The sequence below is a fragment of the Ruegeria sp. AD11(2025) genome (assembly GCF_056542405.1).
In genome coordinates, this window is the sequence record NZ_JBQFZU010000014.1 from 1 (window position 1) to 15,078 (window position 15,078).

Below are 15,078 nucleotides of genomic sequence, written 5' to 3' on the forward strand. Positions count from 1 at the left end.
TTCGAGGGGATGTGAAAGATGTCGTCGCGTTGGTCAATCTCCTCGATCACCCCGGCCAGCTGTTTGCAGGGCACGGTGGTGACAAACGAGATATCGTTTGCGACCAGATCATCCGTAATCTTTTTGTCTATGTTCATATCTGGTCTGTTCGTCCTGCTTGAGGTACCTAGGGCGCGATTTTGGGTTCATATTCTGCGATGCACATGCACGGCGCACCCGGCATGGCGAACCACACGCGATGCGGTCGAGCCCAGGAAATAGTCGCTGAGCCCCGGCTTGTGTGAGCCGATAACGATGCAGTCAAAGTCATTGCTATTGGCATAGTCGATGATGGTCCGGGCAGTATGGCCCTTGACGATCTCGGGCTGGATACCCTCCAGTTCCTCGGTCTTTTCGCGCAACAAACTGGCCGCCGCGCGGAATCCATCGGCAACTGCGTCCTTGTCCAGATAGGCACTGACCGAGCCCTGCGGCATCTCGTAAACATGCAGCGCAACAATTTCGCTGCCTTTTGCCGAAAGCGCCCGTGCCACTTCCAGCGTGTGCTGCGAAATGCCGTGGTCCAGCGCCATTGGAACCAGAATTTTCTTATACATGAAACCCTCCGTTTCTGTTGGACCAGAGCCCACAGACGGCCGCCAATAAGACCCACGCGGTCTGCCGGAAAACTTCGGCCGTATTTGTGTACGGTGCCGAAAAAGGTGGTTTTCTGCAAGGTTTTGCGACAAGACTCCTGCCCTGAGGCCCCCGCGCAGTCAGATTGAAGGGTATCCGATGTTCATCCATCCGCGTGTAGGTCAAACTGTTCGTCAGGGAAATACTTGGCCAAACGCACATCCGCAGCGCGGGCATGGCCTTCCATCCCCTCAAGCCTGGAAATTCGGGCAGTGGCGACAGCGACAGGCTTCGATCCTTCCCGCGTGGCACGTTGCCAGGTGACGATCTTCATGTACTTGTGGACGCTCAACCCTCCAGTATAGCTGGCCGCCCCCGAGGTCGGCAAAACGTGGTTGGTGCCGGTGGCCTTGTCGCCATAAGACACAGTGGTCTCTTCACCCAGAAACAACGACCCATAACAGGTCAGCCGGTCCAGCCACCAATCCAGGTCCTCGGCCTGGACGGTCAAATGTTCGGGGGCGTATTCGTCCGAACAGGCGGCCATTTCCTCACGATCCGAACAGACGATGACCTCGGCATAGTCGCGCCATGCGGCGGCCGCATTTTCGCGGTTCAGGGTGGGCAGATCGTCTATAAGCTTCGGCACCAGCGTCATCACCTCCTGCGCCAGATCCCGGTCATCGGTTACCAGCCAGACGGGCGAGTTGTACCCATGCTCGGCCTGGCTGACCAAATCGGTGGCCACCACATGCGCGTCGGCGCTGCTGTCAGCAAGGATCAAGCTGTCGGTAGGACCCGCGATCATGTCGATGCCGACTTTGCCATAGAGAATCCGCTTGGCCTCGGCCACGAACTGGTTGCCCGGGCCCACAAGGATATTGGCCCGCGGCAGGCCGAACAGGCCATAGGTCATCGCGGCCACGCCCTGCACACCGCCCATGGCCAGAATACTGTCTGCCCCACAGATATGCGCGGCATAGACAATCGCTGGCGCAACGCCCTCGCCTGGGCGCGGCGGAGAACAGGCGGTGATATGGCGGCATCCGGCGACCTTGGCCGTGGTAACGGTCATGATCGCGCTGGCGGTATGGCTATAGCGCCCTCCGGGCACATAGCAGCCCGCCGCATCCACCGGGATCGCCTTTTGACCGGCGACGAACCCCGGAACGATCTCTGTCTGCACATCGGCCACGGTTGCCTTCTGCGTTTCAGCAAAGCGGCGCACATTGTCGTGGGCAAAGCGGATATCGGCCTTCAGTCTTTCCGGAACCCGTGCGATAGCAGCGTCAATCTCGGCCTGCGTCATCAAGACATTGCCGTCGAACTTGTCGAATCTGGCTGCGTATTCCAGCGCCTTGGCATCACCGCCAGCCTCAATATCAGCAAGGATGGTCCTGACCGTATCATTCACCTCGGAGGCATGGGATTGCGCTGTCAAGATGGCTTTTTTCAAATAGTCACGAGGCATGCTCAGCTGGTCCTATTCACGGGTCTTTCTTCCGGATTCGGCTTACCGGATTTGTAAGCCCTTACATCAAAGATGCAAGCGCTTACACATCTACTTTTCTTAAGCCGTGCTTGAGTTTAAGCTTATTGGCAAAAGCAAATCTCAGGTTTGAAAATGCCTAAACTTCGATCCGCGCCCACATTGGACGATGTCGCCAAACTGGCGGGCGTTTCAACAGCGACCGTGTCGCGCTGCATGAATGATCCCGACCGGGTGGTAGAGGCAACGCGTCAGCGCGTTCTGTCAGCGGTGGACAAGCTGGGATACACGCCGAACTTTGCCGCGCGGGTGATGGTAGCCAAGCGAACCCGGACGATCGGTGCGATCATTCCCACCATGGAGAACGCTATTTTCGCGCGCGGCCTACAGGCTTTTCAGGAAGAACTGCACACACGCGGTTACACACTGCTGGTATCAAGTTCGGCCTACGATCCCGACCTTGAAGAAGAGCAAATCCGGACGCTGGTCGCGCGCGGTGCGGACGGGTTGCTATTGATCGGGCATGACCGCAATCCGCGGGTTTACAAAGATCTTGCGCTCCGCGACATCCCGGTAATGATCGCGTGGTCCTTTCTGGCGGATGCACAGGTTGCTTCGGTCGGGTTTGACAATCGCGCAGCCATGGCCGAGCTGACGAACCGCGTGATCGGGCTGGGCCACCAACGGATCGGAGTGATTTCCGGCATCACCGCTGGCAATGATCGGGCGCGTCTTCGGATTGAAGGTATAAAGGACGCGGTCCGGCAGAACGGGATTTCCCCGTCAGGTTTAGCGATCGTTGAAACACCCTACCAGATCGAAAACGGTGCCGATGCCTTTACCGAACTGATGTCACAGAACGCCCCGCCTACGGCAATCCTGTGCGGCAACGACGTTCTGGCCGTCGGCGCACTGCATCGGGCGCGTGAGATGGGATTAAATGTGCCCAAGGATGTTTCTGTCACCGGGTTCGACGATATCGAGCTGGCCCGGGTCGCCACCCCCGCGCTGACGACGGTGCATGTACCGCACCGCGAAATGGGTCAACGGGCCGCGTCGGCTCTGGTTGATATGCTGGAAAACCAGGCCCCAGGCACTGGCACGCGGCTAGTGACCCATATCGTCGAGCGTCAATCCCTCGGACCGCCGGCCAGCGCCTAGGCAGCCTCGGCCTCCATGGTGCGGAAATCGTCCTTTAACCAGGAATGGGCCCCACACATCGGATCGGTGAAATGCTGCCGGATCAGCTTTACCATCACTTTCTGGATCAGCTTCGAGGTCGTCTCGGGATACACTTCGGTCGTGAAAAGGGACACGGTGCGTACGAAGTTGCGCCCCGGAAACGGCAGCGCCCGAACGTTGTCGTGGAACCTTTGTGCGCGGTGGAAACAGGCGGCCGTCGTGATCGCCCAACCGCTGCCCTCGGCGACAAGACCGATGATCGAGTGGTTGCACTCCATTTCAAACCGGTTCGGCAGATTGTATTTGCTGCGGGTTAGTTGAATTTCAATCTGCTTGCCGATCATGTAGTCCCGCGAATAGCGCAGCAAGGGCAATTCCGCATCGGGTTTTAGCAGGTCTTCGGGTTCTCCGCTGAACGTGTTGGGCAGAATTACGATAAACGGGTCGCGCATCAGCGGGTATTCGATCAACCCCTCGGTCCGCTCCGAGGGCTGGGTGGCAACCCCGGCATCCAACTTATGCTCTTGCAGATTGTTGATGATCTCGTGACTGGGGCGCGTGTAGTGGCGAAAGCTGCAACGCGGCAGAGCCTGTGCCAAAAAGCGGAACAGGTCCGGGGCGATCTGGTTGTCGAAATCGTCAATCAAGGCCAACCGCAGATCCGTTGCGTGCTTCCAGTTGCCGGAGCGGATTTCGGCCTCTCCCCGTTTCAGCACCGTGAGCCCGTCGCGGACATATCGCGCGAACACCTCGCCCGCAGGGGTCAGCCCCATCGGACGCCGCCCATGATCGACCAGATCAACGCCCAGCGCGCCTTCGAGGCTGCGCAAGTGGTTCGAGACGGTGCTGATCGACAGCCCCGTTTCCGAAGCGACCTGCTGGATCGACCCCGATTTGGCAACCAGACGGAAGACTTCCAGCCAGCGAAGGCTCAGAGATTTGGACACTGGACACCCGTTGTTTCGATTTCTTCGAAACAAACCAAGCAAAGATTCACACAAACGGCAATGGTGAAGTTGGCCGAGCGGTCACGCTCTCATGCGCTCAAAACCCGGATCATAAGGTGATGGCGGGATAACTGTCGCACGCACGCGCTGACCACAGGAGTCTAACTCCATCTCAGTTCCGATATCTGCCAGATCGGGTCGCACGAAGCCATGCGCAAGATTCAGCCCTGTGCGATACCCCCAATCACCCGAGGTGATCGTGCCGACAACCTGCGAGCCCAGCATCAAAGATGCCCCGGGATGAGCGGGTTGTCGGGTGGCGTGAATGTGCAAGACGACCAGAGTTTTACGCGGCCCCTCGGCCTGCCGTTTCAACAAGGCGTCCCGCCCTGTGAAATCTCGCTTGTCCGGCTTCACGAAACGGTCGAGGCCGGTTTCGAAGGGGTCGAATTCGGTGATCAGATCGGCCTTCCAATGCAGGAAGCTCTTCTCCATTCGCATGGATTCCACTGCCCGCGCGCCGAAGAGTCTCAGCCCATGAGCCTCTCCGGCCTGCCGCAACGCCAGATAAGCCGCATAGAGCGACGCGTTGGGGACATGGATTTCATAAGCCAGTTCACCTGAGAAACTGACGCCCATCACCGTCACCGGAGCAATCCCGACGAAACACTCCCGCACGCTGAGCCACGGAAATGCCGCTGCGGACCAGTCACCGCGTGCGCTGGCGGACAGGACATCGCGCGCCTTGGGGCCAGCCAGCACCAGAATGGTCTGGTCGTTGGTCAGGCTGCGCAATTGCACGTCTTCATCGGCGCGCAGGTGTTGGGTCAACCAATCCATGTCGTGAAACTCACTTGCGGCGGCGGATCCGTACCACAGGCGGTCCGGCCCCCGGTCGCTGGCGGGCAGGTTGGCGACGGTCGCCTCAGCCTTGACCATGCCCTGATGGTTTAGCAAGTAGCCCAGCCCAACCCGGCCATCGCGTCGGGTGACGGTGCCGCAAAACATCCTATCCAGAAAAGCGTGCCGGTCCGCGCCTGTGATCTCAATCCGGTTGAACCCGTTCACCTCGGCCAGCCCGACGCCGTTCTGCACGTTGGCCACCTCAGCTGCGACCAGATCAAATGTTTCGTCAAAACCGAAACTGAGAGACGGCGAGAAATCGGGGGTAGGCTTGATATACTCCACCCTCTCCCAACCATTGACCACGGTGAATTCCGCCCCTTCAGCTGCCAACACCGGAGTCAGAGGCGTCGTCTTGGCCGGCCGCCCGGCGGGGCGGTGTTCGTGCGGAAAGTGAAAGCGGAACTCGTTTTGATAGTCTTCGATGGCTTTCAGCGCCGTCAGTTCCACATTCGCATGACCAGTGAACCGGCGCGGGTCCAGACACCACGTGTCGTAACATGCTTCGCCATGCACAATCTGCTGGGCCAGCAGCCAGCCGTGGCCGCCGCCCTCACCCAACCCAGCGCGCAGGCCGATGATGCAGAACGCGTTGCGCTTGCCCGGGATCGGCCCGACCAAGGGCGCACCGTCGATCGTGTAGGTGATCGGGCCGTTGACAACCGTGTGAACGCCTACCTCCATCAACGCCGGCATACGGGCAAATGCGCCCTCCAATACATCGGTCACCCGGTCCAGATCGTCTGGGCACAGGGCATTGACGAAGTTCGGATCGATCCCGTCCATGCCCCAAGTTTTGCAGTTCTGTTCGTAGAACCCCAACAGCAGCCCGTTCTTTTCCTGTCTGCAATAGTAGTCACTGATTGGGCACCGCAGCAGGGGCATCCTGTGACCCGCATCCCGGATGGCAGGGATCTCTTCGGTAAGAAAATACTGGTGCTCCATGGACGAGACAGGGTGATGCACCCCCATCATCGCGCCGACCTCGTTCACCCGATAGCCGCAGGCGTTGACCACGATGTCACAATCGATATCGCCATGTTCGGTATGGACCGTCCAGGTGTCGTCGCCGTGCTGGGTCAAACCGACAACCGGCGTGTTGCGATAAACCTCGGCCCCCGCCTTGCGCGCGCGCCGCGCCAGCGCCTGACACAGCTGCGCCGGGTCGATGTCGCCATCCATCGGATCCCACAAACCGCCAATCAGGTTCTCGGTCGAGATCAGCGGGTGGCGGCGGGCGCATTCTTCGGCGTCGATCACCTCGAAATGCACATCCATCCCGCGCGCCATCGACGTGAAATGGCGATAACCCTGCATCTGCGCCTCGGTATTGGCCAGACGGATGCCACCGTCCCCGTGGTGGTAGTTGATCGGATAATCCGGGTCCTCGGCCAGTTCCTTGTACAGTTGGATCGAGTGCGATTTCAGGCCCACCATCGTCTGGTTCATGCCGAAATTCGTCACCTGCGCCGCAGAATGCCATGTCGTGCCCGAGGTCAGTTCGTTGCGTTCCACCAGAACCACATCCGTCCACCCCTCCTGCGTCAGGTGATAAAGTGTCGAACAACCGGCGATCCCGCCCCCGATCACAACAACTTTGGTGCGCGACTTCATTGGCTCTGCTCCCTCTGGTCCGGGACAAGTTTTGCGGAAGAATGGACCGGGCCGACAATAGGGCCAGTGACTGTATTGAAAAATCGAAACTGCGATTGAGGATTCTGATATTCGCAGTTCCCCTTTGCGACGGGGCAGAGTTGCCGCTTAGTGTGCCCGGAGGAATAGCGGGAAAGGATAGGGATGTCCTCGGAAGGTGGCAAACGAAGCGGTCGGCGGGCACGGCACGCTCAGCGCGCGGCCAAGCCTGTTTTTGATCCCTGCCCGCCCGGTCAAAAAGGAGGCGCGTTCAAACCACTGAAACCAGCTGAGCTTGAGCAAATCTACGACACCGCACTGCGCCTGCTAGAGACGCTGGGCATGGGCAACGTGCCGGACCGGCTGGCCGTTGATCTGCTAGCCGCTGGTGCGCAGCCGGGAGAACAGGATCGGCTGGTCTTTCCGCGCAAAATGGTGGAGCGGTTGGTCAATTCCGCCGCCAAGACATTCACCTTCCACGGCCGGGACGAAACACGCTCCATTCAGGTGGGTGGAGACCGCGTATACTTCGGTACCGGAGGCGCCGCCGTACAGACATTGGATATCGACAGCGGGCTCTATCGCCCCTCGACGCTGATCGATCTGCATGACTTCACCCGGTTGCAGGACACTCTGGCTAATGTCAGCTGGTTTACCCGCTGCTGCGTGGCGACCGATGTACCCGATGTGCGCGATCTGGACATCAACACGGCTTATGCGCTGGTGCGCAACACGACCAAACCGGTGGCCACATCGTTCACGCTGGCTGAAAACGTCGCTCCGATTGTCGAGATGCTGGACATCGTGGCCGGTGGGCCGGGCGAATTCGCCAAGCGGCCCTTTTTGAAGGCCCATATCAGCCCGGTGATTTCTCCGCTGCGCTATGGAGAGGATGCGGTGGACGTGGTCTATGAATGCGTTGCCCACAACATTCCCATGTCCTGCATCACCGCCGCGCAGGCCGGGGCCACTGCCCCAGCGACCCTGGCTGGATTTCTGGCGCAATCTCTGGCCGAAACGCTGGCCAGCCTTGTGATGGTCAACGCGATCCAGCCCGGTTTTCCGATGGTGTTCTCCAACTGGCCCCTGATCGTGGACCTGCGCACCGGCTCCTTCGCCGGGGGCAGCGGTGAGACCGCCATTCTGAACGCCGCCTCAGCGCAGCTTACCAACTGGCTGGCGCTGCCTTCTGGCGTGGCGGCGTCAATGACCGACGCCAAAGCTATCGATGCGCAATACGGGGCCGAAAAGGGGATAACTTCTCTGGCCGCCGCGTTGGCCGGGGGCAACCTGATCTATGAAAGCTCGGGCATGACGGCATCTCTGCTGGGGGCCAGTTTCGAAGCGTTTGTTCTGGACGATGAAATGCACTCTCACACTTATCGGGCCCTGCGAGGGATCGAGGTGACCGAGGAGAACCTAGGCTTCGATGCGATCTGCCAGTCGGTTCTGGGCGACGGTCACTTTCTTGGCAGCACCCATACCTATGAGGCGATGGAGCGGGATTACTTCTACCCATCCCTCGCCGACCGGAATGAGCCGCGCACGTGGGAGGAGGGAGGCGCAACCGACGCATGGTCCGCTGCGCGTGCAAAGGTCAAAGAGGTTCTGGCCACCCATCACCCACAATACCTGAGTGACGCGCAGGACGCAGAAATCCGCAAACGCTTTCGCATTCTGATCTGAGCGCATCGGCCCATTCCCAAGTCACAGATCTGCCGCTAGGCTCGCGCCAGAACCAACAAGGGGGAACCACATGACCAATCCGTTTTTTCAACCGGTCTCGGCGATGGAACTGGCCCGGTTTGCTGGTATCCCCACCTTCATGCGCCTGCCCAGCCTGACGCTGGATCACGAACGCATTGCCGAGGTTGAGCTGGGTCTGGTCGGAATACCGTGGGATGGCGGCACCACCAACCGCCCCGGTGCCCGGCACGGACCGCGTCAGTTGCGGGACTATTCGACGATGATCCGCGCAATGAACCCGGTGACCGGGGTTGCGCCATTCTCGCTGGTCAATTGCGCCGATCTGGGCGATGTCGCGCCGAACCCGGTGGATATCCAGGATACGCTGGACCGGGTGACCAGCTTCTACGCTGACCTGACAGCGCGCGGCATCACCCCCCTGACTGCCGGCGGCGACCACCTTACCACCCTGCCCGTTCTGCGTGCGATGGCCAAGTCCGGCCCGCTTGGCCTGATCCAGTTCGACAGCCATACCGATCTGTTCGACACATATTTCGGGGGCCACAAATTCACCCACGGCACCCCCTTCCGCCGCGCGGTCGAAGAAGGGCTGGTCGACCCCAAACGCTTTGTTCAGGTTGGTATTCGCGGCACCGCCTACAACACCGATGACATCGAATGGGGCGAGGCGCAGGGTATCCGCATCATTCGCATTGAGGAGCTGTTTGACCGCGGCATCAACGACGTCATGGCCGAAGTGCGCAGCATCGTGGGTACCGCGCCCACCTATTGCACCTATGACATCGACTTTGTGGACCCGACCTATGCCCCCGGCACCGGCACGCCCGAGATTGGCGGGCCAAACAGTTTTCAGGCGCAACAGGTCATTCGCCAGATGGCGGGCGTCAATCTGGTCGGCGCCGATCTGGTCGAGGTTGCACCGCCCTTCGATCCCGAGGGCGGCACGGCTTGGCTGGGCATCTCTTTGATGTTCGAACTGCTCTGCGTGTTGGCGCAGGCAGTGGATGCGCGGCGCTAACTGACGTTTTCGGCGATCATCGAGATCATCTCGAACATCACCGCCGCCGCTGTCAGGGCAGTAATGTTGTTGGGGTTGTCTTTGGTGGGCATCATGCAGACGACATCCCCACCCACGATATTCAGGCCCCGTGCGGCACGCAGAATGCCGACCGCCTCGTCGATATCGAACCCTTTCTCACCTGGCTCCAGATTCGACACGGCGGGCGCAACCGTGGGGTCGAGGCAGTCCAGATCGAACGTGATATAGACCGGACGGTCGCCCAATACCTCGCGGGTCTGTGCCACCACATCCTCCAGCCCGCGCTGACGGAATTCGCGCATGGTGACGATATTGTAGCCATAGTCATAGGAGGGCTGCAGCCAGTCCAGACTGCGCGGATGGCCCCGCAGCCCGATCTGCATCGACCGCGTCGGATCGACCTGACCCTGATCTGCCAGATATGCCCCCCAATGGGCCGCTGATTTCTTGGCGCCCAGAAAGTGATCAACTTTGGTGAACACATCTGTATGCGCGTCCAGATGCAGAAAGCTGACTGGCTCTCCGCCCGCCAGCTTGCCGTTGCCCAGCGCCTGCACGATCCCACCGGTGATCGAATGATCACCACCGACAGACACCGGCCGCGCCCCTGCCGCGTCGATGTCCTTAAAAAAGGCCGTGATGCGCTCGATGCAATCTTCATTGTCGTTCGCACGCGGAAACGGCACGTCGCCCACATCGGCAATTTTCGCACTGTTCCACGGGTCGATCTCGAACACCGAATGCACCCGGCGTTGGACCGCCGAGACGTGACGCAGGGCACGCGGACCCAGATGCTGATCCCGCTCAGTCGTGCCGTTGCCGGTGGAATGTGGCACGCCCACCAGCGCGATGTCCTGCCCCTCGGGGCCTTCGTTTGGACAGCGAAACAAGGTGGGCACGCCCCACCAATAGAGATTGTCCATCATGGACTGTTCATAACGATCGGTCATTGTCTTACCCGGTCAAAGAAAAACGCCCCCGGCGGCAACCGGGGGCGGATATGTTCAGATTTTTTCGTCTTCTCGCCGGAAGGCTCCCTGCACGATCCGGTCAATGACCATCGCGCAGAAGAGGATGGCAAAGCCACCCAGCAGGCCCGGCCCCTTGGCGGCGTATTGCAGCGCCTCTAGGATTTCCTTGCCCAGACCTCCGCCGCCGATCAGCGAGATGATCACCACCATCGACAGGCACATCAGGATGGTCTGGTTCACCCCGGTCATGATCGACGGCAAGGCCAGCGGTATTTCCACATCCTTCAACAATTGCCACTTGGATGCACCAAAGGCGACTGCCGCCTCTTTGATACTCTCCGGCACCCCGCGCATCCCAAGCGCGGTCAGACGGATCACCGGCGGCATGCCAAAGATGATCGTCGCCAGAATACCCGGTGGGTTGCCGGTGCCAAAGAAGGCAATGATCGGGATCAGGTATACGAAGGCCGGAAGCGTCTGCATCAGGTCCAGCACCGGTTCCGCCGCGCGATATGCACGTTGGGACTTGCCGAACCAGATACCCAACGGGATGCCGAAAACCACGCACAGCAACACCGCCGCGCCGACCAGAGCCACCGTCTCCATCGCCACATCCCAGTAACCCAGCAAGGCAATATAGGCCAACGAAGACGCTGTGAAGATCGCCACGCGCGGCCCTGCCGCACGCCATGCGGTCACGCAGATAACCAGCATCACAACTGGCCACGGAGACCCGATCAGCGCAATAGTCAACGCATCCAGAACCGAGCGGACACCAGCGACAATCCCGTCGAAGACATCACCCCCGGCGGCGGCGGCGGCGTCGATTTGCGCCTCCATCCAACTGGCCAGATTCGAGAAGATAGTGCCCTCGCCCTCGCCTAGTATCAGAGCGGAGACCTCATCTTCCGGAAAGGCGTCCAGCATCGCCAGCGACGCATTCACCGTGAACTTATAGATGATCAGCGGCGCAATCGCGGCGACCAGAACAGCACCCAGAACCGTATTGCGCGTGGATCGGCCGCTTTCGGTGCTGGTCGGATCGGTCCGCCATTTCGAATACTGTTTTTCATAAACCCGGTCCGCGTAGAACCCCTGAGCCAGTTTGAACACGAGCAGCATCAGAAGTCCGGTGATCAGGATCCCCGACGCCTCGGCCTGAGCCGCCTGCGCTTGCGCCAGACTGCTGTCCGCCGCCTTCTGGATATTCTCGGCCAGCCGGTTGAACCGGTCTATGTCGGCCTGTTCGGTTGCGGCTGCTGCGCGTTCCAACAATTCATTGGCCCGGGTCTGCTGGCGTTCGGCGCGTTCGGCCAGGTCAGCGCCGGGATTGCCCCAGGCCCCACGCCCGATCTGGACCCAGGCGATGATTTCCAGGATCAGGAAAGTCCAGAACATCCCCCAGATGGCCCGCGAGGCGGACCAGAACGGCCCCAGCACCGCCGCCCAGATATTGAACGTGTTGGGCAATGCGCTGGTGGCATCGTGGATCTTGTGGAACGCGGTGACGTAGTAGTCACCATTCGGACCGGCAAATTCGTGAATGGATTGGTCCAGTGCCTCGCGGTCAACCTCGATATCGGAGGCGGCCGTGACTTTCATTTCCATTGCTGCATCAGTCATTTTTGCCCCCCTGAATTCCGCGCAGCAGACGCGGCTTGGTCACAATGCCGACGTCACTGCCCGCATCGGTGATGACGACCGGCATCTCGGTATTCACGGCCAGATCGATCAGTTGATCCAAATCCGCGCCCTCATCCGCGCGCGGCGCGCCGTCGAGCGGGCCAGAGTAGCTGCCCATCGGCTCCATAATCGAATGCGCCTTGACCAGTTTCAGTTTCGAAATGCCCTGCACAAACTCGCGCACATAATCGTCCGCCGGGTTCATCACGATGTCTTCCGGCGTGCCAATCTGCACGATCACCCCGTCTTTCATGATGGCGATGCGGTGACCGATACGAATGGCCTCGTCCAGATCGTGGGTGATGAACAGCGTCGTCTTCTGCAACTGCGCCACCAGCGCCTTGAACTGATCCTGCAGTTGCAGGCGGATCAGAGGATCAAGGGCCGAGAACGGCTCGTCCATCAGCAGGATTTCAGGGTCCGAGGCCAGCGCGCGGGCGATCCCCACCCGCTGCTGCATCCCGCCCGACAGTTCCTTGGGCAAGCGGTCTTCGTAACCGGTCAGGTCCACCAGACCCAGCGCGTGATCCGAAACCGCCCAGCGTTTGGATTTGGACACTTTGCGAATTTCCAGCGGATAGGCCACGTTGTCACGCACCGAGCGGTGCGGCATCAGCGCCATGTGCTGAAATACCATCCCGATCTGCTGCGCTCGGATGCGGCGCAGTTCCGTCTCGGATATCTTGGACACATCGTGTCCCAGAATTTCGATCTTGCCCGAGGTCGGCTCAATCAGCCGGTTCACGTGCCGCACCAGCGTCGACTTCCCCGAACCCGACAGGCCCATGATGCAGAAAATCTCGCCCCGCGGCACGTCAAAGGTGGCCCCTTGTACACCTACGACGCAATTGAATCTTTCCAGAACTTCGGGCTTTCCAATGCCTTCGTTCCGCACGGCTTCCATGGCTTCTTCGGCGCGCGCGCCGAAGATCTTCCACACATCCGTCAGTTTTACGACTGTTTCGGTCATACTTGTCCCTTTGATGCAAAACAGGCCGCCGGACGTGTCCAACGGCCTGCCCGGTTTTCAGTTCCGGTTGGTATCAATCACTGAGACATCCAGCCCAGAACGGCATCTTCGTTGGCAGCCACCCATTCCTCGGCATAGGCTGCGGGCTCTTTACCCTCGATCACCAGAGCATAGGTCATGGCAGAGACCGTATCGGTGTCCAGCTTCATGTTGGCCAGCAACTGGGCAACTTCGGGGAACTCATCCTCGAGGGATTTTGCATAGTGCAAGTGCAGATAAGCCAGATCCCAGGCCACACCGGCGTCAGATTTCTCAAGCCAGTCCGGATCGTCGGTGGGCTGCAGCACATTCCACTTGGACGCGTCATAGGCTGGTTCTTCCAGAATCTGCATGTCATGCAAGGCAAACACGTAGTGCGGTGTATAACAGAATCCGACCCACGGATCCCCTGCCTTGATCGCGTTGTCGAGGTTGGCATAGGCCACGGTTTCGTCGATTTCAGTCAGTTCCATGACTTGGTCATAGCCATAGGATTTGGCCCTGATTTTCTCGACATTGGTCGAAGCCCATCCAGGCGCACCGATCCAGACTTCGCCTTGCCCATCGCCATTACTGTCAAACAATGCGGCAACGTCAGGGTTGGTCAAATCGTCGATCGAACGAATATCGTGGGCGTCCGCAGTTGCTTTGTCGACGCACATTCCCTGGAACGCTTCAACTCCATTTGGGTTGAATGCAACGGTGCCTTTATCAGTGACGTAGGTATCGTGCAGGTTCTGCTGGTTCGGCATCCAGACCTCGGGGTGAACATGCATCGCACCGGAATCCATCGCCTCGAACACGATCGGGTTGGTTCCGTTCTGCAGCTCAACATCAAGACCCAAGTTCTGTTCGATCGCCACCTTCAGAATATGCGCCGTGGCATTCACCGATGGCCAGTTCGGCACACCGATCACAATATCCGCAGCCATCGCTGGTCCGGCGACCGCCATCGATGCGCCTCCTAAAAGTGTTGCAAGTTTTTTCATCTGATATCTCCATGTTGGTCATCCGTGGCACTTGTTCTTGTGTCCCTATCGGACACCGACGCACCTTTCGAACAGTGGCGGGAAGGTGGAACTTCCCCGGTTTCTTGGCCAGCGGCTTGCTGCGCCGGGTTGGCCAGAAAATTGAACCATGCCAGTACGCCGACCTTCAAGAATTACATGCGGCAAACTGCACTATGCGATATTATCGTAATTTAGTTTCGCTTTTTTGCAAATAGGTGCACATTTGTGACCCAGCGCCAGTGCAAAACATATGTCGGTTCCGTCCAACATAGTTCCGGAAAACTTCGCGCCATTCGGCAAGAGGCGGCGACATAATTCAACCTGAGAACCGATCTCCGGCATTACCGAATGTCTTGCACAACCGTCTCCGATATTTTTTGCCATACACCCGATCTGGCCCACTGCAACGGCAAGCATTGGCCGCGCTTGGAAATGTGATCCGAAATCTCGTTATACGGTAACTCTGCCGCATAAAATGACCGTCAAAAAAGGGAAAACAACGGTGCGATTTTTACAAGCTGCGCCCGCCAAAACAGGAAAAAACCGGATCAAATCGATTGAATCAAATAATGTCGGGATAAGATTACAAACGGCGACAGATGGGTAAAACCGGTACCAGATGCGGGTTTCTATTAACAAAGGCACTAGGTTAATACTTTATTCGGCTCTTATTCGGTACATTGCTTGACCTCACGGGCCAAGATCGAAACAGCGCGCTTCTAGTCGAGCAAAACCAACTCTCAAGAACGCCAGTTTTATGCGCCTTGTTTGCAAGAAATGGCGCCACGAACCGCTGCAAAGGCTCGATTGCGCTCAAGCATCAGAGCTTCCGCTGCTCTTCAGGGGCTGGGTGAAACTGAGAATAACGGCCACCAACCCGCTTTCAACTTT

Annotated in this window: 11 protein-coding genes and 1 pseudogene; 3 read left to right on the plus strand and 9 right to left on the minus strand. The window is 59.1% G+C overall.

Going from position 1 to position 15,078, the window contains the following annotated elements; genetic code table 11:
* The 3 genes and pseudogenes from ACR1XY_RS14255 to hisD all read right to left on the minus strand — a co-directional run.
* Positions 1-137, minus strand: a pseudogene (locus ACR1XY_RS14255) (sulfopyruvate decarboxylase subunit alpha); the annotation flags it as partial.
* Between the two features lie 48 nt (positions 138-185).
* Positions 186-596 carry a universal stress protein gene (locus ACR1XY_RS14260; RefSeq protein WP_480594266.1) on the minus strand — a complete coding sequence of 137 codons (411 nt, stop codon included), beginning with the start codon at positions 594-596 and terminating at the stop codon, positions 186-188.
* A 182-nt stretch (positions 597-778) separates the two neighbouring features.
* Entirely contained in the window at positions 779-2,086 is a 1,308-nt protein-coding gene (hisD, locus tag ACR1XY_RS14265) for a histidinol dehydrogenase (protein ID WP_480594268.1), read from the minus strand.
* A 153-nt stretch (positions 2,087-2,239) separates the two neighbouring features.
* On the opposite strand from hisD, the gene ACR1XY_RS14270 reads away from it, so the two are divergent.
* A complete protein-coding gene (locus ACR1XY_RS14270) occupies positions 2,240-3,265 on the plus strand; it encodes a LacI family DNA-binding transcriptional regulator (RefSeq protein ID WP_480594270.1) in 1,026 nt (341 codons plus the stop codon).
* Here ACR1XY_RS14270 and ACR1XY_RS14275 read toward each other — a convergent pair.
* On the minus strand, positions 3,262-4,233 hold the full coding sequence (locus ACR1XY_RS14275) for a LysR family transcriptional regulator (RefSeq protein WP_480594272.1): 972 nt from the start codon (positions 4,231-4,233) through the stop codon (positions 3,262-3,264). The two genes, ACR1XY_RS14270 and ACR1XY_RS14275, sit on opposite strands and share 4 nt — an antisense overlap.
* A gap of 81 nt (positions 4,234-4,314) precedes the next feature.
* Positions 4,315-6,750 (minus strand): GcvT family protein, encoded by a 2,436-nt coding sequence (locus ACR1XY_RS14280; protein WP_480594275.1) that lies wholly within the window; start codon positions 6,748-6,750, stop codon positions 4,315-4,317.
* Between the two features lie 183 nt (positions 6,751-6,933).
* Between ACR1XY_RS14280 and ACR1XY_RS14285 the strand changes: the two genes are divergently transcribed.
* Positions 6,934-8,454 (plus strand): trimethylamine methyltransferase family protein, encoded by a 1,521-nt coding sequence (locus ACR1XY_RS14285; RefSeq protein WP_480594277.1) that lies wholly within the window; start codon positions 6,934-6,936, stop codon positions 8,452-8,454.
* A 70-nt stretch (positions 8,455-8,524) separates the two neighbouring features.
* The gene (locus ACR1XY_RS14290; RefSeq protein WP_480594279.1) at positions 8,525-9,493 is read left to right on the plus strand and encodes an agmatinase; all 969 of its coding nucleotides are present in this window, start codon (positions 8,525-8,527) and stop codon (positions 9,491-9,493) included.
* On the opposite strand, the gene ACR1XY_RS14295 is transcribed toward ACR1XY_RS14290, so the two are convergent.
* The 4 genes from ACR1XY_RS14295 to ACR1XY_RS14310 form a co-directional block, all read right to left on the minus strand.
* Complete coding sequence (locus tag ACR1XY_RS14295) at positions 9,490-10,464, minus strand: arginase family protein (RefSeq protein WP_480594282.1); 975 nt, start codon at positions 10,462-10,464, stop codon at positions 9,490-9,492. The genes ACR1XY_RS14290 and ACR1XY_RS14295 overlap by 4 nt on opposite strands.
* Positions 10,465-10,518: 54 nt before the next feature.
* The gene (locus tag ACR1XY_RS14300; protein WP_480594284.1) at positions 10,519-12,108 is read right to left on the minus strand and encodes an ABC transporter permease; all 1,590 of its coding nucleotides are present in this window, start codon (positions 12,106-12,108) and stop codon (positions 10,519-10,521) included.
* Positions 12,101-13,138: a quaternary amine ABC transporter ATP-binding protein gene (locus tag ACR1XY_RS14305; protein ID WP_480594286.1), complete on the minus strand. Its 1,038-nt coding sequence runs from the start codon at positions 13,136-13,138 to the stop codon at positions 12,101-12,103. Before ACR1XY_RS14305 ends, ACR1XY_RS14300 begins: the two co-directional genes overlap by 8 nt.
* 77 nt (positions 13,139-13,215) lie before the next feature.
* On the minus strand, positions 13,216-14,166 hold the full coding sequence (locus ACR1XY_RS14310; RefSeq protein WP_480594288.1) for an ABC transporter substrate-binding protein: 951 nt from the start codon (positions 14,164-14,166) through the stop codon (positions 13,216-13,218).
* Between the last annotated feature and the right edge of the window lie 912 nt (positions 14,167-15,078).